The organism is Dyadobacter tibetensis Y620-1 (genome assembly GCF_000566685.1).
Lineage (GTDB): Bacteria > Bacteroidota > Bacteroidia > Cytophagales > Spirosomataceae > Dyadobacter > Dyadobacter tibetensis.
Window position 1 is genome coordinate 154,161 of sequence record NZ_AZQN01000010.1, and the last position, 23,429, is coordinate 177,589.

The following is a 23,429-nucleotide window of genomic DNA, read 5'->3' on the forward strand; positions in this document are numbered from 1 at the left end:
CATTGCCGACGCTCAACATCAATACTTAAGTTATATAGAAGTTTTTGTCTGTAATACGGAGCAGGTAATCCAATTTTTGTTGTCTAGTTCTTTTCGTCAATTTTTCTACAATGGCATGGGTTCTAATTGGCTTAATATCAGCTTCTATACCCACTGGTATATCTTAGCTTTCCTCTGATGGCCTTCTACTTTTAGCTCTGGATGCCTGTCGGGTTATAACTTACTATTAAAAATAATAGATAATAGACAAGCGTTGACCGATACTACCGTAACAATTTTACGTCCAATAAATAAATAACGGATCGGTTGTTAAAATATTTCTGCCTCATTGGTACTTTATATATTTAATTTACTAATTTAGTGTACTATATTTGTCAAATATTTATTTTCAAGCCTATGTAGATCAGTTTATTTTTAGTTTACTTATTGTTACTATAATTGTTTAAATAAACTAGTATTTATACGATAATACTTTTAGGTATATTGCTTAAATTTAATCAAATTCTCTTCCTTTTACTGTTGAAACGGAACTGATTTACCGAAATGCGGCTATCGGAAGCTAGTTCGATTATGGGGGCGGTTAAAGACGCTAAACGATTACTTTCTACTTCATCATAACATAAAGACTATGAAAACTATTGGATTAATTGACGATTTTATCATCATTCGCTTGGGACTGGCTTTGGTTCTCAATAATACCTTTTCAGATCTGGAACTCCTGGAGGCAGAGTCTCTTGATGAGTTTGAGAATTTATATCCTGGGAAGCGCCCGGAATTAATAATACATGGTAATAACAGTACTAATCGGCAGGAGTGTATTAATCTTGCAGCCAGGATAAAGGAGCAATATCCGACAATACCTTTAATCGTATACGACGATCACCCCAAGCTTAATCTGGCTATACCGTATTTTGAGGCGGGGGTAAATGGATATATATTGAAACAAAATATCGCTGAGGAAATCGTACCAGCAGTGAAGGCCATGAGAAATAACCGCCTCTTTCTATGCCAGGACATGATTGAAAATCTATTGATGTATATAGCCAAAAAGCAGCACCAACTCTCCAGCCCGAGTTTGCTTACACCCAGAGAGTCAGAAATTGCCCGTTATTTAACTCAGGGCATGAAGACTTCTTGGATAGCTAAAACCTTGGGAAGAAAACCTTCTACCATCAGTACCATTAAACACAATATTTTTGAAAAAATGAAAGTTGAAAATATAGTCGAGTTAAAAAAGGTATTCCTGGAAGGATAAAGTCATATTCAGTATCAAGACCTTATGGTCTTTGCGGAATTCTTTGCGTACTTTGTAGCCTACTCTTCCGCAAAGCGTTTTATGAAAAGAAGGATCCCCAAATGGCTCGCGATATTCATTAAAGAAACTTATGCTCTATTTTTTCAGGCCTTTGACGCTTCCATCAGTGCATGGATGAGTTTATTGGTTATTTTATTGGTATATGCACTGACATTCTTAGAACAGAGCGACACCGTTTTTATAGCCTTGCTCGATCAAAATCCATTAAGCCTAAGTTTATTTATCCTCCTTCTATTTTTTCTTGTTGAAGTCGTAGCCTATTATCCCACTTTTATTCATTTTAACCGAAGGGCTAATATAAAGGTGAGGTGGTTCATAAGACCTATTTGGTTGGGAATGGGCCTGATTACCTTTAGGCAACTCAAGGTTCCAGATCCTTTTAATTCACGCTTTCGATTTGCCCTGGGCCTCAGCTTACTGACTGCCGTGTTTTATATGATTACACGGATACATTTTAAAAATGTCTTGGTGCTGCAGGGTTCCGATATAGAAATTTTTCAAGGCAAGGGATTGCTCAATGTGCGGACTATGGCCTGGACATTTTTTATAGCTGGTCAAATGACCTATATCCTGTTAGATTATATATTAGGGATGCGTTGGCCTGATAAAACGTCTAATCTTCGACCCCATAAAATTCTTTTCTATGCTGCCTTTGCATTTCTTCTTATTGGCATATCGGCAACGCTCTATACTTCTACCACCTATGGTTGGAGTAGCTTTAGCTACTATAGCTTTTGTACGATGATGTTTGGAATGGCATTATTTTACACCATATTCAAAATCAGCCGCAGGCAGGTGATTTTGCGAACGGACGAGCAATTCCTATTTTTCCTTGCTATGGGTGGAGTGTTGAGTTTGTTCGTGGTGTTGGTTGCTCATATGTATCCATTGCTTTTTAATCCTTTGGTGATCATTCTAGCCTATTTTCTGGTGTATTATGGCGTGCTAATTATTCCTCTGAAACATTATCTCTATTACAGACAGTTCGATCGGGCACGTCCCCCCTATAGGAGGCCAGTAGCTTATTATGTTTTTAGTTGGGGAGTGCCTATTGCCCCTTTTCTTTTTATCGGATATTATATCTATTTCGAATACATAGTAGGTAATGACTTACATGTCCTGGAAACGGTTAGTCAGCAAGCTTACCGTCCAGCCCAAAAAAGTGGTCCTGTCGGACTTGAAGAGTTCAAAGGGCGGCTGCTTCAGCATTTTTCTGAAAGGGATACCTTGTATTTTATTTCCTTATATGGCGGCGGGGTAAAGGCGACCGTTTGGGACCAGCTAGTACTTGCAGAGCTGGCTTCCTCTCGCTATCCGAATCTTCTGGAAAACACCGTGGCCATGTCGGGAGTGTCGGGAGGTGCTATAGGCCTGTCTTTATTTACGGCAACCCAACGAATAGGTCGTGATCCTGTAGAGCTCGCCATAGAATTAAGTATGAAAAACTTTGCAAGTATCGACATTACCTATTTATTGGGCCGGGATATGATATTTGATCTGTTGGGGCAGGGCTTGTTAGACCTGTTGGGGGTATCCGAGGATCGGGCCAAGAGAGCCATGCGGGAATATGCGAATATAACAGCAGGTTACCCTTCCAATTCCCGAGCTCCGAATCCATTGATCGATAGTTCATTTCAGGACTATTGGGCCCCATTATTTAGAGAAAAGGGTGAGGATAAAGGCTTTTATCCGGCGTTGCTAACCAATGCCGCAGGCACCCATGCTCAGAGAGGTATTGCTTTCTCGGTGAAGATGGATAGTGTAAGGTTTGATGATATTTTTCTGGACTCTAATAATCTGCTAAACTTTGAAGATAACCGTTCATTGCCCTATTTATACGCCGCTTCTACCTCCGACCGTTTCCCTATTTTTAGTCCAGCAGCTAAAGTGAAGACCAAAGGCTATTTTGTAGATGGTGGATATTTTGAAAATAGTGGTTTGATGAGCTTGATGGATTTTAGTACTTTTCTGAAAGAAAATGTGTTCCCGAAGGAGGAACGATGGAGAGCCAAGAAGCTCATATTTATACAGATTGCCAACGATCAATCGGTGTATATTCGTGATCTGCTTCAGCATACGTCAATACGGAAGAAGGTAAAGGACTTTCCCGAGTTTGGTTCCATAATTAAAGCGGTAACATCCATAGGTTTCATTTCTACTTATTTGAATAGCAAATTTGAAAGAGATGAAACGGTGGAATACGTCCAGGTGCTATTACCCTATATCGTAACTCAATCGGATTTGGACGCTCTATATCAGGGAGAGGTGGACACCAGTGGAATCAGGGAATTGGTCATGAAAAAAAACCGCATCATACTGGATACCTATCGCTCCGATCCCTATGCTTTGGTACAACCCCCTTTGGCCAGACTTCTGGGCAGACAGGCCTTTAAGTATATGCAGTCCAATTTGGAGAATACTAAAATAAGGGAATTGAGGTAGGGAGCCGGGGATTCTTAGTCTTTCTGCCAAGCTTTCGATGTCGTAATGTCCTGGTTAGAATATCCATAGAAATTAATACCGCCTATTTATGACAATACCTTTCTTAAGCAACGGCTAAAGGTGGCGGGTGTCGTACCTAGGTATGTGGCGATATAATGATCTGGAATTCGCCGGAAAAGGTTCGAAGGTTGCTGTATATAATGTTCGATGCGCTCTTCCACGGAGAGATATTTAAATACTTTTACCCGATTGGTGAAATTGATTAGATGCTGTTCTAATAACTGTACTGCCAGCCCAGCCATCTTTATGTCGTCGGCAATAAGCTTCCGGTAGGATTCATATGTGATAGAAATGCCTGACGTGTCTTCCAGGGTCTCCAATACCTCGTTTGAAGTTTGCTGCAGAAGAAAACTTTCGGCTATGCAAACAATATCCCCATCCGAAACCAGAAGAGAGGTAATGTCTTCCGAACCTCTTAGATAGTAGGTTCGCATGGCCCCTTTGTCAATAAAATAGAGACATTTACTGATCTGTCCTACGTCCACAAGCACCCTCCCTTTTGGAATCATAAATGATTTCAGATTTTCCCCAAAAGGTGAATTCATCAGGTCGGGGGGGCTGCTATTGGAAGCCTCAAATAACTTATGCAGTAAATTCGAATCCTCAGTCATTTTAGTCTTCCATGTTAGTTTTGAAAATATTCGGCGAGCAAAAAAATTGTCGTAGGACAAGTCAAATCTATGTCTAAGGACAAGTGATACAAATATAGGTTAAAGTTAAATTGGGGTTTATTAAATGCATAGGAAATAAAGATCATTTTGAGAATAAATATCACTTTTAAAATCTGACGGTCATGATAAAGTTCATTATTACCTCTAAGTTGGTTATGCTACTCCTGCTGGGTTGGATCCCTGCGGGTGAATGCAGGGCACAGCAGTCGGCTAACCACGAATTACAGATTGGCTTTGGCCCCTGGGCTCGAGAGCAAGTGTTGGACGACATGTTATCGAATTCATTTCGATCTCTATTCCGCCTTCCCATCCACAGCTTTGATTTCTCTGAATCCTATACGCTTACCTATCGATATCAGACACCCAAGCGACTTGCCCTGGGCCTGACAGCGGGTCTGACAAAAGGCTCAACCTTTAGGGATGAACTGTTTTCTTCAAACACTTCTTACGGACATACCAATGCCTTAATGGCTATTGAAGCAAAGTTTGCTTATCGGGAAGTGCGGTTATGGTCTTTCTATGGTGTGGCAGGTCTTGGAGGTTATATGGTAAAAGTGAGTAATCCGCAAAACCCTAAGGGAAAGGATATCTATGTATTTCCTACTAATCAGATTACTCCCTTAGGAGTTCGGTATGGAAAAGGTCTGGGGGGCTTTGTTGAGATTGGGTATGGATACAAAGGCATTCTGAATTTCGGAGTAAGCTCAAAGTTTTAAAGTGGATATTTGAAAATGTGTTTGCAAGGGCTAGCGCTTTATTGCACAAAAGGACTAGGCTCAACAAATAACCCGTAAAGTTATGGGAGGTGTCTTTTAGGAATTCACTTATATTACCGTTCATGAATGATGCGCTTCAATAAAAAATTGCAGGCATGGTCGGTTATCCAGGTTTGCGCAATACCGGTAAAGGCTATTTTGTAATCAGGATAGGTTGGAGGAAAGGAAGATTTAGGAAAATTGATGCTCCTGCCCTGCTTGTCGCTTTAGTCTCCATTTCTCCTTACCACGCTGAACGGTTATACTTTAATTCCGTTCTATAAGGAGTCCACACCGTTTACGGAACTTTTCACCCCCGATATACTGTCTAGGTTTAAAAGAAATCTGAATTACGCAACATGAAAAAAATAGGATTTTTATCGTTTGGGCATTGGTCTAAGCACCCAGCCTATAAGGCCCAGACGGCGAGTGATACCTTGCTTCAATCTATTGACCTAGCGGTAGCCGCCGAAGAGATAGGTTTGGATGGAGCTTATTTTCGTGTCCATCATTTTGCGTCTCAGCTCGCATCACCGTTCCCATTGCTTTCGGCTATTGGTGCCAAAACGAGAAAAATAGAAATTGGTACAGGGGTGATTGACATGCGCTACGAAAACCCGCTCTATATGGTGGAAGATGCCGGGGCTGCAGACCTGATATCAGAGGGGCGCTTGCAGCTAGGGGTGAGCAGGGGGGCGCCGGAACAGGTGATCGAAGGTTGGAGGTATTTTGGATATGAGCCAGCAGAGGGAGAAACTGACGCGGATATGGGACGTCGTAAGGCCCTGGAATTCTTGGAAAGACTACAAGGCAAAGGTTTCGCTGAGCCAAATCCTAACCCGATGTTTCCCAATCCTCCGGGCTTGCTGCGTCTGGAGCCTTATTCTGAGGGGTTGCGAGAACGAATCTGGTGGGGTGCAGCTTCCAATGCTACTGCCGTTTGGGCCGCAGAAAACGGTATGCATCTACAAAGTTCTACCTTGAAATACGATGAAGGGGGCAAGCCATTTCATATACAGCAGGCCGAGCAGATTAGGTTGTACAAAGAGGCATGGAAGAAGGCTGGGCACCAGCGCCAACCTAGGGTGTCGGTGAGTCGGTCTATTTTTGCATTAGTAAACGATCAGGATCGTTATTATTTTGGACAGGAATCGGATAGGAGAGACAAAATCGGAATGATCGAACAGGATAAACGTGCGATTTTTGGTAGAGGCTATGCCGCAGAACCCGATCAACTCATTAAGGAGTTGGCCCAGGATGAGGCCATCAAGGAAGCGGATACCCTACTGCTGACCATACCCAATACACTGGGCGTCGATTACAACATTCATGTGCTGTCATCTATTTTGGAGCATGTAGCACCCGGACTGGGATGGCGCTAGGCTATTGGGGTAGAAGTATGTATGCGATTACACTCGTTAAAATGAACTTCCGCTCACGTGACCGACTTTTCCCTAAGCCCTAAGCCCTAAGCCCTAAGCCCTAAACCTTAAAGCCTCAAGCCTAAAAAACTGGGAGGGAGACGGGTCTCGAATCGGGACGCCGAACCGCCGCGCACTATAGAACCACAATCTAGTGGCTGCTATCTGGGTATGGGTGTCTGATTTTATTCTAAAAATACTCGTTATCATGAACTCAACGGCTACCGATCGGTTTGTTCCCTAGGCCCTAAGCCCTAAGCCCTAAGCCCTAATCCCTAACACAAAAAAAAGACTGCCTAAAAAGACAGTCTTAAAACTGGGAGGGAGACGGGTCTCGAACCCGCGACCTCTAGAACCACAATCTAGCGCTCTAACCGACTGAGCTACAACCTCCGTTTGCGGTCACAAAAATACGAAAAGGTTTACAGATTGCAATAAAAAAGAAAAGTATTTTTTTGCTTCTGTAAACCTTTTTGTGTCTATAATTTTTATTTCGCTGCAACAAACAGATTTTCAGCGGCTTTCCAGTCTACTACATTCCAATAGGCGTCGATATAGTCTGGGCGTTTATTCTGATATTTTAGGTAATAGGCGTGTTCCCATACGTCAAGACCCAAAATCGGTGTGCCTTTTACTTCGGCTAGGTCCATAATGGGGTTGTCCTGATTTGGAGTCGAGGTGATAGTCAAAGCGCCATCTTTTACGATAAGCCATGCCCAACCGGAACCAAAACGAGTAGCGGCTGCCTTTTTGAATTCTTCTTTGAAAGCGGTAAAGGAACCGAAAGTGGAATCGATGGCTTTTGCTAATTCTCCTGTAGGCTCACCTCCGCCATTGGGAGAAAGTGATTTCCAGAAAAATGTGTGGTTATAGTGTCCACCACCGTTATTACGAACGGCAGCAGAGGCTTTGCTCACTCCGCTTAATATTTCTTCTATGCTTTTACCCTCAAGTTCACTACCTGCGATGGCGGCGTTCAAATTGTTAACGTAGGCCTGGTGGTGACGGTCATGATGAATTTCCATGGTAAGTGCGTCGAAATTAGGCTCCAGTGCATCGTTTGCGTATGGTAAGGGATCTAGTGTAAATGCCATTTTTGAATTGAAGTTTATGGTTAATAATATTAAACAGTACTGCTCTAACAAGATATGAACATATTATGTTCTTAGCTGAGAAAAAAAGTTATGAAGAAGTGTTTGACTTTCTTCAGCCATTAAACCCTGTACGACTTCTGTCTTAGGATGTAAAAGATTCATGCCAATTCTAAGGAACCCTTTTTTGTCATCAGGTGCGCCGATCACGATTCTGCTGATTTGGGTCCAGCTCAGGGCTCCTGCACACATGATGCAAGGCTCGAGGGTGACATACAGCGTGCAATTCTTGAGGTATTTGGCCCCAAGGTGTCCGGCTGCAGCGGTAATAGCCAGCATTTCGGCATGCGCTGTTACATCCTGAAGGCGCTCGGTTTGATTATACCCCTTACCCAAAACCCGTTCTCCATGCGTGACCAGGGCTCCCACCGGGATCTCTCCTTCGGCATAGGCACGTTGCGCCAGCCGTATGGCTTCCTGCATAAAGTAATGATCGATAAGGTCGGCTTCCAGGTTCATACAATAGCTTGGGAGTTATTTTAATAAAATGGGATATCCTGCATAAAGAGGATATCCCATAGATAAAAGACATTGGTTGATTATGGCTTCAGAACCCGGTGGACCTTACTTAAGGATCCGTTCTCTATCCGAATGAGATAGATACCTGAAGATAATCCAGTAAAATCTAACTCGTTAAATTGTGACTTCGTGTGTTTCTTTTGGTGAATCACGCCGCTAGGGTCGATTAACTCAAGCGTGGCGCCACCTTCAGCCATTTGGCCCGAGAACTCCACCAAGCACTGGTTTTGTATGATTGTAGGATAAACCTTCACCCAATTGGTGATAGGAGGCTCAACACCCAGTACCGGGTCTACTTGTACTCGGGCAGAACCTTTTCCTGTCGCATTACCACAGGCATTAGATACCTCACGGATGGTATAGGTAGTAGTTTTGGCCGGAGCAACATTAATGTTCATCGGGGTTGTAGTGGCCCTTATCAGGGAGTCTTTGCTGCCATCATTTAAATACATCTCCCAAGGTCCCACTCCTGAAAGCGCTACTGAAAGTTTTGCCGTTTCACCCACAATTATCGTTTGTGACCCGGTCAGCGTAGCACCCGCAATAGCGTTGATTTTTAAAGGAATTGGACTGATTGTTCCGGGGCGTGTAAAATCGGGGTTAGGGTTCTCGCTTGTAACCCTAACATAATATGTTCCGCCTGCCGTACTGTCCGGCACGGTGGCAATAATGGAGGATCCATTAACCACCGACGGAATGGAATAGAAGCTATCTGAGTCGGTCCTTGTCGACACCTGAACCACAAATTTACTGTCGTTAGGGAAGTCTCCCGATTTCTGATATAGGATCTGAAAGGTCTTTCCAGCACAGACTTCTGCTACCGATGGGTTTCCTGTAGTAATATTGGGCACCAATACATTTACAACTGCAAAACCTAATGGTATACCCGCTCCACAGGCGTTAGATACGCCGGTGACTAAATAGGTAGTTGTAACGGCGGGTTTTACAGGAATGCTGATATTGGCCGATGTCGCCGTGCCTTTTGTACTATCGGATAGGGTGTAGGTCCAGGGGCCGTCACTGGTAAAGGCCAGAGAAATGTTAGCTGTCCCTCCGAATGGAATAGTAGAAGTGCCCGAGATGGTAGCCGAAGGCTTGGCCTTGATATGGATTTTAATTTCTTCTTTGGGACTTTCGCAACCATTTACCTGGCCGGTCTGGGTAACATAAAATGAATAATCTTCTACTTTTTCGGTAAAAGGAGTGAAGGGATATCCTTGCCATTCTCCGGTAGTCGTACGGTACCATTTCAGTGCATAGCCCTGAGCATCCAGAATAGGAGCCGTTTCTCCCTGACAATAGGCCAGGTAAGTTGTTGTCACTGGCTTTGGTGTGGTATTCACCCTTACGTCAATTTTAGCCCTGTCTCCAATACAGCCATTAAGAGTTTGGCCCACATAATAGGAGGTAGTACCACCAGTTTCCGTAGAGGGGGTTGGAGCAGTAGGAACTGCTGAGCCGCCCGTTGCATTATTCCCATACCAGTTAAGTACGGCTCCAGTCTGTGCTGTGGCCGAAAGGGGATCGGCTTTTATAAACTGACAATATTCTATAAAGTCCTTAGTGAGTACGGGAAGAGCAGGAAGTGGTTTAACGGTGATTTTCTTGGCTACGCGCGAAGGACTTTCACAATTTTTATTGCTGACCTGAACAGCATAAAAAGTAGCATCCCCAGGGTTCTTTAGATTAACGGTCGGAACCGCAGACAAGGGCGACCCTCCGGTTGGAGCTGCATACCAGGCTATGGTGTTGCCTGCAGTGGCCGTAGCAGAAAAGGCATAAGACTTATCGACTTTCTCCTGACAAAATTCCTCGGCACTCACTGTCGCAAGAGCCGGAGTAGGATTTACAACTACGGTTACCTTTGCCCTAGGGCTTTCACAAATTAAGGTAGAAGTACCTACAGTATAAGTGTTCTTCTGTGAGGCATAATAATCCGTGTTGCCAGCTGTTGCTGTGGAGGGTGTTGGGGCCGTTGCTAGCGGAGTGTTGCCTGTAGCGGATGTATACCAGTTGAATGCGGCTCCACTCAGCGGAGTGGCAGTTGCCCCTACACAAAGTGCGTCGGGTTGGGTAACAACTGGTGTCAAGGGTGTGTCCTTTACAACGACCTCGATTTTAAGCCTCAAACTTTCGCAAGATCCTGAAGTTGTCTGGCTGACATAATAACTAGTACTTCCTGCAGCAGTGGTATTAGGAATAGGCGAGCTGGTTAGTGCCGTTCCGCCTGTTGCTACTGTATACCATTTCAGGGTCGTCCCAACGGCTGTCAATGCGGTTGCTTTTTCATTTTGGCAGAGAGTTACCACTGGCATAGAAGAAGTTGGCGTGTTAGAAATGGCCCTGGTAGTGACTTCTATTTCGGCTTTCTCACTTTCGCATCCATTCGCAGTTTGTGAAACAAAATAGCTTTTAGTTCCAGCTACTGTGGTGGCGGGAGTGGGCGCAGTACCGCTGGAAGTAGTTGAAGTGGCCGTGTTATACCATTTAAGGCCTGTCCCCGTAGCAGTAAGTGCTGTTGCAGTTTCGTTTAAGCAATAAATGACAGGGCTGACTACCACCGGGGCTGCGGTCTCCTTTATAATAACATCAATTTTAGCTCTGGCACTTTCGCAAGGGCCTACTGTTTGTGATACATAATAACTCTTTGTTCCAACTATGGCGCTGGAGGGTATAGGTGCCGTGGCGGACCCTGTTCCTCCTGTAGCAGTCGTATACCATTTCAAATTAGTTCCAGAAGCCGTAAGGGCCACTGTGCTAGCGTCCTTACAATAGGAGATGTTAGTCACCGTTGGTGCTGCCGGTGGCGTACATGCGGATACGGTTACGGTGATTTGTGCCCTTGGGCTCTCACAAGCACCGACGGTTTGTGTTACCCAGAAGTTTTGGGTTCCTGCTGTGGTGGTAGTCGGGGTAGGTGCCGTGGCAGAGCCCGTACCTCCTGTCGCAGCGCTATACCATTTCAGGGCGGTGCCCGTGGCGGTTAACTTGGCAGGCGTGTCGCCCACTGTATAAGAAATATTGGCTACCGTGGGTGCTGCCGGGGGCGTACATGCGGATACGGTTACGGTGATTTGTGCCCTTGGGCTCTCACAAGCACCGACGGTTTGTGTTACCCAGAAGTTTTGGGTTCCTGCTGTGGTGGTAGTCGGGGTAGGTGCCGTGGCAGAGCCCGTACCTCCTGTCGCAGCGCTATACCATTTCAGGGCGGTGCCCGAGGCGGTTAACTTGGCAGGCGTGTCGCCCACTGTATAAGAAACATTGGCTACCGTTGGTGCTGCCGGTGGCGTACATGCTGATACGGTTACGGTGATTTGTGCCCTTGGACTCTCACAAGCACCTACGGTTTGTGTTACCCAGAAGTTTTGGGTTCCTGCTGTGGTGGTAGTCGGGGTAGGTGCCGTGGCAGAGCCCGTACCTCCTGTCGCAGCGCTATACCATTTCAGGGCGGTGCCCGAGGCGGTTAACTTGGCAGGCGTGTCGCCCACTGTATAGGAAACATTGGCTACGGAGGGTGCTGCCGGGGGCGTACATGCTGATACGGTTACGGTGATTTGTGCCCTTGGACTCTCACAAGCACCTACGGTTTGTGTTACCCAGAAGTTTTGGGTTCCTGCTGTGGTGGTAGTCGGGGTAGGTGCCGTGGCAGAGCCCGTACCTCCTGTCGCGGCGCTATACCATTTCAAGGCAGTGCCCGTAGCGGTTAAAGCGGCAGGCGTGTCGCCCACTGTATAGGAAATATTGGCTACGGTGGGTGCTGCCGGTGGCGTACATGCTGATACGGTTACGGTGATTTGTGCCCTTGGGCTCTCACAAACCCCGATGGTCTGTGTTACCCAGTAGTTTTGGGTTCCTGCTGCAGTGGTAGTCGGGGTAGGTGCCGTGGCAGAGCCCGTACCTCCTGTCGCGGCGCTATACCATTTCAAGGCAGTGCCCGTAGCGGTTAAAGCGGCAGGCGTGTCGCCCTCATTATATGAAACATCAGAAACGGAAGGAGTTGTGGGTGGAATTGAAACATTTAGCGCCGCACTTTCGGAGCCAGTGACGGCTGGGGTAGTGGTTATTACTCTAATTTTATAAGCTGAGCCAGCAACTGTTGCAGCTGGTATGGTCGCGGAAATGGGGGTGGTGATGCCGGATCCGATAACGGTGGGTGTGGAAAAGTCTCCGGTTGGGTCCGATAATTCAACAGTGTAGGTCGTTGGGTCTGGAAATGTGCCGGTTGTCGAAAAGGCTACGGAGGCGGTAGTACCTGCACAAATGCTACTAGGGGTGACTACACCGGTGCTGATACTTTGTGCAAATGTCGCAGTTGTCCATAAGACGAGAGCTAAATTTACAAGAGTGACTTTTAAGGTAAACAATTTTTTCATGTACAGTTTTAATTTCTATCCACATTGCAGTTTACCGGTAAAGTTAGATATAATTTTCAAATTCACGGACTTAGGGTAGTGCGCTTTTACGATCGGTAATAGAAGCGTATACTGTTTCCTGAATCCTTCGCCGAATTCTGTGGGTGTTAATGAGGGAGTTTCGGGCACTGGGATAGACCCGATTCGATAGGAAGATAAAGCTTAAATCTTCGTCTGGATCCATCCATACCATGGTTCCAGTAAAACCTGTATGACCGAAGGAATTTGGGGAGACCATATCGGAGACATAGGAGCTGTTCCCCGAGCTCGGAGCTTTGTCCCATCCGAGACCCCGGCTATTGGGCTCATTATATAATCTGCTAAAGTAGGGAATGGTACTGCTTTTAAAAATCTGTTTATCCCCATACTTTCCCTTCCATAGATTCATTTGACAGAGAACCGCCAAATCCTGGGCCGTGCCAAATAAACCTGCGTGCCCCGACACCCCGCCGACCTCGGCAGCCATCTGATCGTGAACAGTACCCCTCAGCAGTTGATTTCGATAGTAATTATCCAGCTCCGTGGGAGCGATTTGAGACACAGGAAACTGAGTCAAGGGTTTGAATACAAGATGTTTTAGTCCTAAGGGGGCGTATATATTGCTGTAAACGAAGGAATCTAAACTACTTCCAGTAATTCTCTCTACTACTTTCTGCAGGGTAAGGAAACCCAAGTCACTGTACATAAATCCATATTGGCCAGACCGCAATCGTTTATTGTTCAAAGGGGATTGAACAATCCACTTCCATACCGAATCTCTTAGAGCGCTTTTCGCATATAATTTTGGAGCCACCTGAAGGCTAAACGTCGTATCAGGCTGAGTTCTGTAATATTCAGGCTGAAAACCCCCACTTTTTGTTAGGGTTCGATTCCAGAGGGTAGGATAGAACGATTGCATACCTGACTGATGGAGAAGCAGGTCACGAATGCTTATGCTTTCTTTATTGGTTCCAATCAGTTCGGGTAAATATTTAGATGCCCGTGCATCAAGATCAAGTTGTTGACGGTCATAGAGCAGCATAACAGCTTGCAGAGTAGCTGACACTTTGGTAAGAGAGGCCAGATCGTAGAGCGTTTGTTCGTTGACCGGATCTGTAGAGCGATAATCCAGGGTTCCGAATTGCCTGTTATAAACAATCTTGCCTCTTCTGCTAACTAATATTTGACATCCAGGGAAGGCTTTCTGCTCTATGGCTTCCATGGTGACGTTGTCTATCTTCAGTAAAACTTTGGAATTCATTCCAACACTTTCCGGCGTGGCATTGGCAAGCCGGTTAGCAGTTGATAGATTTACTCCCGTCCCCGCCTTATATGTCTGCACGGAAACCGGTAGCACTCCGGTAGCTTCCAGGGCCCCAAAGAGAATTTGAGGAAGGAGTTCTTGTTGCTCGGCCCCGTCTTGGTTGGCGCAAACCAACGCATCCACTTCCGGGAAAGAAGCCAGGCTATAAGGTGTACCAAAAACACAGAGGATGACTTTTTTACCCTGCCCTTTTAGCTGACTGACAAAGGAAACGGATTTCGGGTTAACGTGATAATTGCGATTAGGCCTGGTGGAAAGGCCGTTAATGCCAACGATTACCGTTGAGTAGGGCGCAAGATGATCCAACATTTCGCTAATCTCCTGCTGAGACTCTGGTCCGTCATAGAAGGAATAGGTCTGCATGGGATGATAGAAATTGATCATCTTATTGAATTTCGCATGGGTACCTGAACCCATCGAGACTGTGGCAATCTGATCACTCGTTCCCGGTGTAAGGGGTAGGAGATTTTTATCGTTATTAACTACTGTAATAGAGGCCTGGCACAGTTGTCGATATAACACCTGACTACTTTCCTGATTCAGATCTTGATAAAGGTTTTCAATTGCTATAGGTTGATAGCGGTTTAGGCCTGCCCAGTATTTTCCCTGGAGAATCCGTTTTACCTTATCATCGATAATCTTCTCACTAATTTCTCTGCTGGCAATAGCTTGTTTGATTCTGGCCACTGTCTCTCCCACATTTTCGGGATATAGTAGAACGTCGTTGCCTGCAATAAGGGCCTTCAGATTGATTTCCGGAGCAGGCCCTGTTTTGGCCACGCCACGCATATTCATAGCATCTGTAAATACGAGCCCGCGGAAACCCATTTCTTTGCGAAGTAGTCCGTTGATGACCTTACTGGATAGGGAGCTGGGCAGTTGCGGGGTATTGTCCAGTACAGGGACATAAAGGTGCCCGCTGAGCACACCCATCAGGCTGTCGGCAATCAGGCGGCGGTAGGGGTAGAGGTCAGTTTCTGTTAGCTGCTCGCTACTATGGGTAAGTACCGGCAGGGTGTAGTGGGAATCTGTTCCAGTATCTCCATGACCCGGAAAATGCTTGGCTGTGGCTATTACACGTTGGCGCTGAAGTCCTTTCATATACGCAACGGCTTTTCGGGTTACGTTTTCTCGGTCTTCGCCAAAGGAGCGAACCCCTATTACAGGGTTTTTGGGATTGCTATTGATGTCGGATACCGGAGCAAAATTGATATGGATGCCTAAACGCTTGCACTGCCTGCCAATATCTTCACCCATCTGATCGATGAGTTCATTATTCTTAATAGCGCCTAACACCATTTGTTTAGGGAATGAAATAGTGCTGTCCAAACGCATACCTAGACCCCACTCCCCGTCGATTCCAATAAACAAGGGCACTTTGGAACGTGCTTGATAGCGGTTGCTTAGTCTGGCCTGGCTTACAGGCCCTCCCTGAAAGAAAATAAGTCCACCTAAATGATATTCTTCTATGAGTTTGTCAATGTAATTGTAATGCCGGTTATCCCTATTGGAATAGGTTGCTACCATAAATAGCTGACCGATTTTTTCATCTAGGGAAAGGCTGTTAAGCGTGCTATCCACCCAGGCCGACTCGGGCAGTACCAGGATGGGCGAATTCTTTTTTGTTCCTTTATGTGGGGTTGGCGTGGTAGGTGTAGGCACGACTTCACTCTTAATGCCCACCGATTTATGAATGAGCATCAGCGCCCCTGTAACGGCAGGGCTAAGGATAATCAATGCCAATACCGCCAGAGTCGCATACGAGCGTTTTTTGATCCAAAATTTCATATGCTTTTTATCTATTTCTTCCGTTATGTCCTATTAATTAAACGTAGGTTTATTTAATAAGTCACTTCAATTAATTTTCCGAGAACTACAATTATAACAATTTTTTTGAGTAAAAATCCCAGATCACGAACGATTTAAGGCAATTCTAATAAATTGGCAAAATCCTACACTATGGTGTAGTCCTTGTTAGGGATGCAAAAACATTTTCCAGGGATTGCCCTGAAGCTCTCAGATTTTCTAACGTAGTATCCACAACGAGACGTCCTTTATTGATCAGCAGTACCCGGTCGCAGAGTGCCTCTACCTCTTGCATGATATGAGTAGAAAACAAAATTGTTTTTTGTTTTCCAGCCTGGCGTATAAGGTCTCTGATTTCAAGGATCTGGTTAGGGTCCAAACCGGTAGTGGGCTCGTCTAGAATTAGAACCTGAGGGTCATGAAGAAGGGCCTGGGCCAACCCAACCCGTTGCCGGTATCCTTTAGATAGTTGACCTATCTTTTTACCCTGCTCAGCAGTTAACCCACAGTCGTCCATAACTTGTTGAATACGGAGTTGTAGTTGGTGCTTATCTAAGCCGTAGAGTTTCCCCGAGAACTGCAAAAACTCTTTAATGTATAGGTCTAAATACAGGGGATTATGCTCTGGAAGATACCCGATTTTACTTTTAGCCAACTGGGCATCTTTGCCCAAATCATGACCGGCAACCCGCGCAGATCCGGAGGAAGCGCTCAGATACCCGGTCAGTATCTTCATCGTGGTTGACTTACCTGCTCCATTAGGACCCAGAAAGCCTACTATTTCACCGGGTTGGAGCTCAAAGGTTAGGTCATCAATGGCCTTTTGCTGGCCATAATATTTAGTTAAGTTGTTGACTTGTATGGACATGTGTGGGGTACCTATTAATAATGGTGGAGGGTGGGTAGCTGCTGGCAGACTCCAACCCTTTACAAAGTACCAATTTTAGGGCTACACTTTCAAGAATAATTTATTTTTAAAGAGCAAATACATAAATGCCCACTGGACCCCGATAAAGGCCAGTACTTCGCCTACTTTTTCTGCTGCTTCAGGAAGAAAGTCTAAAATTCCACCAAAAAGGGCATGTGCAGTATATCCAAAATTAATAAAATCACCAATCATATAAATCACAATCGAATTCATCCCGATAACCACAAAGAAAAATGTCCATTTGCGGAAATTCAGAACATCGATAAACCAATAAAATAGTGCGAGTAATAAAGCGCTAAATCCTCCTGCACATAGGACAAATGAGCTAGTCCAAAGATTTTTGTTGATAGGAAAAAAATGATTCCAGACTATACTGATGAGCAAGCTGATGACACCGGCAGCTACCAGGTAAAACACCTTATTCTGCTGGCTAATGAGATCATTGCCTTTCCGAAGCAGCTCCCCGGCGAATATTCCCAAAAGGCCTGTCCCTATCGCTGGAATCATTGTAACTAGTCCTTCCGGGTCATGAATCGTTTTATAGAGTTTTCCAGGGACCAATATCTGATCGAAATAGCTAGCTGGGTTACAATCCATAGTAAGCAGTCCGGCTCCACAGCCTGGAACGGGGTAGAGCATCATAAAGGCATAATAACCCAACATCAGCGCTGCAAACCATAACCATCGGGCTTTAAAGCCGAAATAGAGATAGATAATTTGTGCGAACATCCCTGCCAGGCCAATTCTGCCCAGCACGCTACCATAGCGCATATTTTCCCACTCCGTCTGGAAAATACCATTATTATAAATGATGCCTAAAAATACCAGAATCAAGCCTCTCTGAATTACTTTTCTGATCATGGCTCCCGGGGGTACGCCCTTTTCTAAACGACTCCCCAAAGAAAAGGGAGTAGAAACACCGGCCAGAAACAGAAAAGTGGGGAATATTAGATCGTATGCTCTGAATCCGTGCCATTCAGGATGGGTAAGTTGCTGAGCTATGGTGATGCCCCATGCCCACCCCGTCACTTTTGCCAGAACAAAAAATATCTCTTCTCCCCCGGCAATCCAAAACATATCAAAACCTCTTAAAGCGTCTAGAGATAGTAATCTTTGGTTTTTGGGTTGCTGATTTGTTTTGGTTTGTGCCTCAGTTGGCAAATTTTCTATGGTAGTAAGGGGCATAGACTTCAGTTCGTTATTTCAATATACAGTTAAACTACTGGAATATTTGTCAAAGATACTAGTCTGCTCAGCACAATTTTTTTCTATCGCCCGGTTTTTATGGGCAAAGGTTACCGGTGAGGTTTAGCCGGTTACTCAATTTATTGTCCTATACGTTCTTCCTAATTCGTCTTTTTATTTCTTTATTCTGATCTTTGATTCATATCAGGTTAAATCCCCTCCTTTCATTTGGAAACTTCTATACTCTTTAAGTCAGCGCTGCTAATTATAAGTCTGCTAATCACCATCTTTTTATGGGTAAGAGCGAGTAATCCACTAGAAACCGATAGGTCTGCTACCGCAAATTTGATTTTGGTGGCTCTGGTACTGCTCACCTTCTTATCCCGTTACTGCTATATGTCCGATGTGGAGCCCAATGTTGATACAAGCACCTGGCTGGCATCGACCCTTTCATTGAGTGCGCTTCCAGATAAACTATGGTTACTTTTGAACTACACGGATTCCCGTCCGCTCACGGTATTGCCAATTTGGCTTTCCTATTCCCTGGGAGCACCTCTTACCTATACCATGGCAGAGATAGTAGGATTGATATTTTGGCTGATTTCAATCGTTTTTTTTTATCGCAGTCTATGCTTATTTATTCACCCATCTATAGGCCTCCTTTTGGTCTGGTCCATATGCCTGCTGATTGGGACCACCTCGTATAATGATCATATCGCCTATAATTCAGAGCATTTAAGTATTTTGGTTCTGACGATGTGCTCGTATGGGTATTTGAAGATGGAGAAAACTGGATCTATTACCATCCCGGCCGCTGTTTTGCTAGGGGGAGCCCTCGGGAGCTTGCTTTATATTAAGTTTCAGAACGTTCCCATGGGCTTAGTCATTGCCGGAATGAGTCTGATAAGTATAATACAACTCAAAAAGTGGTCCACCGCCATGCTTTTTATATTGAGTGGGCTCATGCCTACCATACTGATTAATATATACTTCTTAGCCAAGGGGAAGCTTAATGATTTCTGGGTCAACTATTTCTGGAATTATTTCTATTATTCGTACAGTACCCAATTCCAGTCGATGCCCGTGGAGGGGCGGTTTAATCCCTTTAGGATATTTTCATTTATTTTATACAGTTCACACTCCAGATTTTTCTTTATTGGTCTGCTTCTGGCCTTATTAGTAGTATCCATTTGGCGTGGTACTACTTTCAAAAGGAGCACCGATTTTTCTCGTACAAATAAGAAATTTGCCGCTCTAATGTTGCTTAGTAGCTTATATGCCTGCCTACAAGCAGGAAATAATTTCGGCCATTATGTGTTGTACCTGTTCATTCCTTTAGCTTATCTGGTAGCGGTAATGATTGGGCGTTCCTCAGGAATGGCTCAGCTAATAGGTCTTGGATTGGTAATGAGCTTCTCATTTGTTCAAAGTGGACGGAATATCGTTGCCCGTCAGCCCCTTCAACCGCTTCCTTCCAACCATCTGGACCATGAGATTACCAGCACGATTGTTGAGAACTCTAAGCCCGGGCAGCCCATTGTAATATGGGGTTGGGCTGACCGGTTCTATTATTTTTCAAAACGGCCTTCGGGCTATAGACTTCCGCATACTCATAACCTTTTCTTAGAATCAGACCTGAAGGTCTATCGCATTAAGAACTTTTTAGAAGACCTGGATAAAACGCGTCCCATCTTGTTTGCCGATGCCGTTACCCCTAGTTTGTCCACCATGAGTGATATTGGGTATCGGTTTGAACATAATAAAAAAGTACGTGCGTATATTAACAAGCATTACCGCTATCTGAAAAATGTGAACGGAATGATTTTTTACAAACGAATTCAGTGAAAAGAGAGATATTTCCCTGAGCAAATACGATATGCAACAAATCCACGTTGGGTAAATCGTAATTTAAACATCAATTTTCATGAAAATTAATAAACTAAAGATCTTCGCTTTGGCGATGATTTTAATTTGTTTGGGAAATGCCCATACCTATGCACAGTCTAATCGGGAAGAGACCCAGACAGAGCTGGCTCAGAGCAAATTGAACACCCGGAGGTTCGACAAAAATTTGGAGCGATATAAAACGGAGTTAGATCTTACAAAGAAGCAGGTAAAACAGCTTTCGAAAATCGATAAAAGATATACTCGTCTCGATCGTAAATTGGACCGTAAAGGTGGGTCTCGCAAGGATAGTCGCACCTTAGCCACCCAGAAAAGGGAGGAAATGATAGAGGTTCTAAATTCACAGCAGCAGGAACAGCTAGAAGCCCTGATCAAAAAGGGAAGGTTTAGTTTTGATCACTGGTTTGGGAAATAGATGGAATGGGATGTCATTGACATCTCATTCCCAGCTTGCCAGTATTTTGCTACCCGTATCACTTTCCTGGATTTTCAGATAGGTCTGTATTTCCTGCTGAAGTTCCTCTACATGACTAATGATACCTACGATCCTATTCTCTCTACGAAGGGACTTTAAGGTTTCAAAAACTGTTGCGAGTGCAGCTTTGTCGAGCGAACCGAAACCTTCGTCTAAGAAGAAGAAGTTATGTTTGGAGGCATTTCGAACATGGATATGATCGGCCAATGCCAGGGCCAGAGATAGGGCGGCTTGGAACTTCTGCCCTCCCGAAAGGGTCTTGAGTAAACGTAAATGGCCTCCATTCAGCAAGTCTCGTACCCAGAAGCTATTGCCCTCACCAAGTTCGAGGTGCAGCTGCTGGTGGGTCATCTGGTGGAATCTGGCATTTGCGGCTTGGATAAGATTTTGCAGATAAATACTAGAAGCATAATCCACGAAGCCACTGGATCGAAACAGTTTGGCCAAGTCATTCAAATGATTTTTGCGAATTTCTAACTTCTCATGTTCCTTCAATAAGGTGGTACGTCGGAGCAGGTCGTCCTGCAAATTCTTTATGAGTCCTTCCAGCTGACCTTCTACCTTATGGTTATTCTGAAGCTGTTGGGTAAGCTCAGCAACCCTGCGATTTGTTGTGTCATGCAATTGTGGATCGTAATCCGCCAGAGGATTCTGAGCCTGATGATAGGCCAGGTCACGTCGGATATTATGAAGCTCTAAGTCGAATTCATCCAGTTCCTTCCGCTCCTGCGCCAAATCTAAAGCCTGGTCCAGAATCTTTTCTACCCAGTTTTCAGAGTCGAATCGATGTTTTACTAGCAGGCTTTGCAGCGATTCTTCAAGGAGCATCATTTCCTGTTGGTTTCCGTTTATTGTTCGCTCCAAGCTGCTCTTTTCACCGGCTATATTACTTATCTCTTTGTCGGTAGCCGCAATAAGGCCCTCCACCTTTTCGAAATTTTGTATGATTTCTGAATGCTGATCCTTTAAGGATGCGACCTGCATTGCCAAGGCTTCGTTTTCCAGCTCCAGGTAGTCTTCGAGTCTGATCTGCTGAAGTTGAGATATTAATGTATCCATGGTGTTGCTAGCCTTGAGCAAATCGTCCTTAAGTTTTTGTAAAGGGCGCTCGAATTTTTCCAGAATCTCAGTCTCAGAATTTTCTATCAGGCTATTGGTTTCTTTAAGGGAGAGCTCCTGAGATTTTATTTTTTCTTGGAGTCCCTCCAGCTTTTGGACATAGACCTTAAAAGGCGTCGGATCTTTTTTGTCAAACTGATTCCAAGTAAAATCCTTTTCGTGTGTTTCAACAGCATTTTTTGCTTCGTCCCAGCGCAGCCGGAGCGCTTTCTTCTGAGCCTCAATGCTGGCAGATGTTTGAAACAGACGGTCCATGGGAGTCAGTTCCTTACGAAGTTCTTGCTCCTGATTTTGTAACTTCTCTTTTTGTTCCTGGATGTTTTTTAATAAATTTTCATATTCTCCCTTCTGATGCTGCCCTATGGCCGGATGGTGTTCTGATCCGCATAGCGGGCAAGGCTCACCTTCCTGAAGATCTGTAGCAAAGAGCTGGAGTCGGGCTTTGGTTTGCGTTTCAATATATCGCGCATCAATTTCAACCAATTCTCTGTTATACCGCGCTAAGGTATCTACAAGTTTCGATTCGAAAATCGGAAGATCGCAATCCAAAGGTAGATCTAGCTGGAAGTTTTTCGACAAGGTTTGCAGCTTGTCTTTTAGAGTCTCCTGATGCGTTATTTGCTGAGCATTAAGTTCGCTAGCTTCTTTATAGGTATTGGCTTTGTTAACAGATAGCACGCTCATAGTGGCATACCACGAGTTTATTCTCCCCACTTCTGCAAAATCGGGCAGGTTATTTTTGAGTGCTTCGTTATCCTTTTCCAGTTGTTGGCGCCTGCGCTTAAGCTCATTGAGTTCCTCTTTTTTCTTTTGCAACAGGCCTTCCCCCTTTTCAAGAGAAGCGTACAATTTTTTTGAAAAAATGCGCTGCTCCTTTATCTGTACGACTTTCTCTAATTCACTAACCTGTTTTAAGAGTACTTCCCGATTTTCATAGGAGGGTTTAAGTCGGTTTTTTTCCACTTGGGCCTGGGATAAGTTGTGGCCAAGCTTTTGTAATTGATAATTAATTTGTTCCTGCCGTGCTTTATCCTTTTCCAGGCTACTATTTAGTCGTTTTTTCTGATCGAGCAGGTGTTTGAAATGAATGGCACATATTTCGTAAATAGCAAATTTCTCTCTACGGCTTTGCATAAATGCTTCCCTTTCCTTGAGCTTCAGGAGTTGTTTCTCTAAGGCCTGAATGGTCTCTATTGCCAGTTTTTGCTTATGATAGGTCTCTGCAAGTTTGGATTGTACCAATAGTTCTTCCTTTCGCTCGGCCATTTGGCTCCTCAGGTTTTTGAGCTTTTCTTCCTCTGCGGCAATCACATCTGTCGTCACTTCGGCGATGCTGCTCAGCTGTCCTTCCACATGAGCGAGCATTTCTTTGTTCTGCCCTTGTAAAGTTGACACCGTCCTACTCAGGTCGTATTTCTCTAATTGAAAAAGCTCCTTCATCATTCTGGTGCGGTCGGCATCGCGAAGCTCAATAAATTCCTGAAAACGCCCCTGTGGAATAATGATGGTACGTCGAAAATTGTCATAACTGAGGCCTATGATAGCCTCAGTGGTTTCTCCCTCCGGAAGGGGCTCCCATAGTTCATTTTTCCAACGGTATCCTTTCCTTTCAAATGTTTTAACATCCTTAAAGTTTTTACTATTTCTTCGCCCTTTTACGGTGAAGCGATAGCGATTCCCATCCTTGCCGGCAATACATTCGAAGTCGATCAGGAGCTCGTCCGAACGTAGGTTCATCATATTATAGGTGCGGTCGTCGCCAGACTTATTCAGACGCTCTGTATCACCATAGAGTGCAAAGGTAATGGCTTCTAAAATGGACGACTTTCCACTACCTACCGATCCAAATATACCAAATAAGGCTGCATTGGTGAGGGGGTCAAAGTGAATCTCCTGTTCCTGTTGGTATGAGTATAAACCTTTTATTTTGAGGTGCTTAGGAATCATTTATGTTTCAGGGGG

The 23,429-nt window shown here is 44.6% G+C and carries 14 protein-coding genes and 1 tRNA gene; 6 read left to right on the forward strand and 9 right to left on the reverse strand.

Going from position 1 to position 23,429, the window contains the following annotated elements; all coding sequences use genetic code 11:
- Positions 1-628 precede the first annotated feature (628 nt).
- Both X939_RS0120345 and X939_RS0120350 read left to right on the forward strand, forming a co-directional pair.
- Positions 629-1,255: a response regulator transcription factor gene (locus X939_RS0120345; RefSeq protein WP_025765124.1), complete on the forward strand. Its 627-nt coding sequence runs from the start codon at positions 629-631 to the stop codon at positions 1,253-1,255.
- Between the two features lie 81 nt (positions 1,256-1,336).
- Positions 1,337-3,757 carry a patatin-like phospholipase family protein gene (locus tag X939_RS0120350; RefSeq protein WP_025765125.1) on the forward strand — a complete coding sequence of 807 codons (2,421 nt, stop codon included), beginning with the start codon at positions 1,337-1,339 and terminating at the stop codon, positions 3,755-3,757.
- Between the two features lie 86 nt (positions 3,758-3,843).
- Here the strand turns inward: X939_RS0120350 and X939_RS0120355 are convergent, their stop codons facing one another.
- Positions 3,844-4,428 carry a Crp/Fnr family transcriptional regulator gene (locus X939_RS0120355; RefSeq protein WP_025765126.1) on the reverse strand — a complete coding sequence of 195 codons (585 nt, stop codon included), beginning with the start codon at positions 4,426-4,428 and terminating at the stop codon, positions 3,844-3,846.
- Positions 4,429-4,610: 182 nt separating this feature from the next.
- On the opposite strand from X939_RS0120355, the gene X939_RS0120360 reads away from it, so the two are divergent.
- Together X939_RS0120360 and X939_RS0120365 are read left to right on the forward strand one after the other, a co-directional pair.
- A complete protein-coding gene (locus X939_RS0120360; protein ID WP_025765127.1) occupies positions 4,611-5,204 on the forward strand; it encodes a hypothetical protein in 594 nt (197 codons plus the stop codon).
- A 398-nt stretch (positions 5,205-5,602) separates the two neighbouring features.
- Complete coding sequence (locus tag X939_RS0120365) at positions 5,603-6,625, forward strand: LLM class flavin-dependent oxidoreductase (protein WP_025765128.1); 1,023 nt, start codon at positions 5,603-5,605, stop codon at positions 6,623-6,625.
- Positions 6,626-6,982: 357 nt separating this feature from the next.
- Here the strand turns inward: X939_RS0120365 and X939_RS0120370 are convergent.
- The 7 genes from X939_RS0120370 to X939_RS0120400 all read right to left on the reverse strand — a co-directional run bounded on the left by X939_RS0120370 (position 6,983) and on the right by X939_RS0120400 (position 17,968).
- Positions 6,983-7,058 (reverse strand) — tRNA-His (locus X939_RS0120370).
- Between the two features lie 94 nt (positions 7,059-7,152).
- Positions 7,153-7,758, reverse strand: coding sequence for a superoxide dismutase (locus X939_RS0120375; RefSeq protein WP_025765129.1), 606 nt, complete (start codon positions 7,756-7,758; stop codon positions 7,153-7,155).
- Positions 7,759-7,821: 63 nt separating this feature from the next.
- Positions 7,822-8,274 (reverse strand): nucleoside deaminase, encoded by a 453-nt coding sequence (locus X939_RS0120380; protein ID WP_025765130.1) that lies wholly within the window; start codon positions 8,272-8,274, stop codon positions 7,822-7,824.
- Between the two features lie 80 nt (positions 8,275-8,354).
- The gene (locus X939_RS22720) at positions 8,355-12,707 is read right to left on the reverse strand and encodes a T9SS type A sorting domain-containing protein (protein WP_025765131.1); all 4,353 of its coding nucleotides are present in this window, start codon (positions 12,705-12,707) and stop codon (positions 8,355-8,357) included.
- A 70-nt stretch (positions 12,708-12,777) separates the two neighbouring features.
- A complete protein-coding gene (locus X939_RS0120390) occupies positions 12,778-15,837 on the reverse strand; it encodes a serine hydrolase domain-containing protein (RefSeq protein ID WP_025765132.1) in 3,060 nt (1,019 codons plus the stop codon).
- 169 nt (positions 15,838-16,006) lie between these two features.
- Entirely contained in the window at positions 16,007-16,723 is a 717-nt protein-coding gene (locus X939_RS0120395) for an ATP-binding cassette domain-containing protein (RefSeq protein ID WP_025765133.1), read from the reverse strand.
- Positions 16,724-16,804: 81 nt separating this feature from the next.
- Positions 16,805-17,968: an acyltransferase family protein gene (locus tag X939_RS0120400; protein ID WP_025765134.1), complete on the reverse strand. Its 1,164-nt coding sequence runs from the start codon at positions 17,966-17,968 to the stop codon at positions 16,805-16,807.
- A 228-nt stretch (positions 17,969-18,196) separates the two neighbouring features.
- On the opposite strand from X939_RS0120400, the gene X939_RS0120405 reads away from it, so the two are divergent.
- Positions 18,197-19,813, forward strand: a complete 1,617-nt coding sequence (locus tag X939_RS0120405) for a hypothetical protein (protein WP_025765135.1) — start codon at positions 18,197-18,199, stop codon at positions 19,811-19,813.
- 79 nt (positions 19,814-19,892) lie between these two features.
- A complete protein-coding gene (locus X939_RS0120410; RefSeq protein WP_025765136.1) occupies positions 19,893-20,288 on the forward strand; it encodes a hypothetical protein in 396 nt (131 codons plus the stop codon).
- A gap of 24 nt (positions 20,289-20,312) precedes the next feature.
- Here X939_RS0120410 and X939_RS0120415 read toward each other — a convergent pair whose 3' ends face one another.
- Positions 20,313-23,414 carry an AAA family ATPase gene (locus X939_RS0120415; protein ID WP_025765137.1) on the reverse strand — a complete coding sequence of 1,034 codons (3,102 nt, stop codon included), beginning with the start codon at positions 23,412-23,414 and terminating at the stop codon, positions 20,313-20,315.
- Between the last annotated feature and the right edge of the window lie 15 nt (positions 23,415-23,429).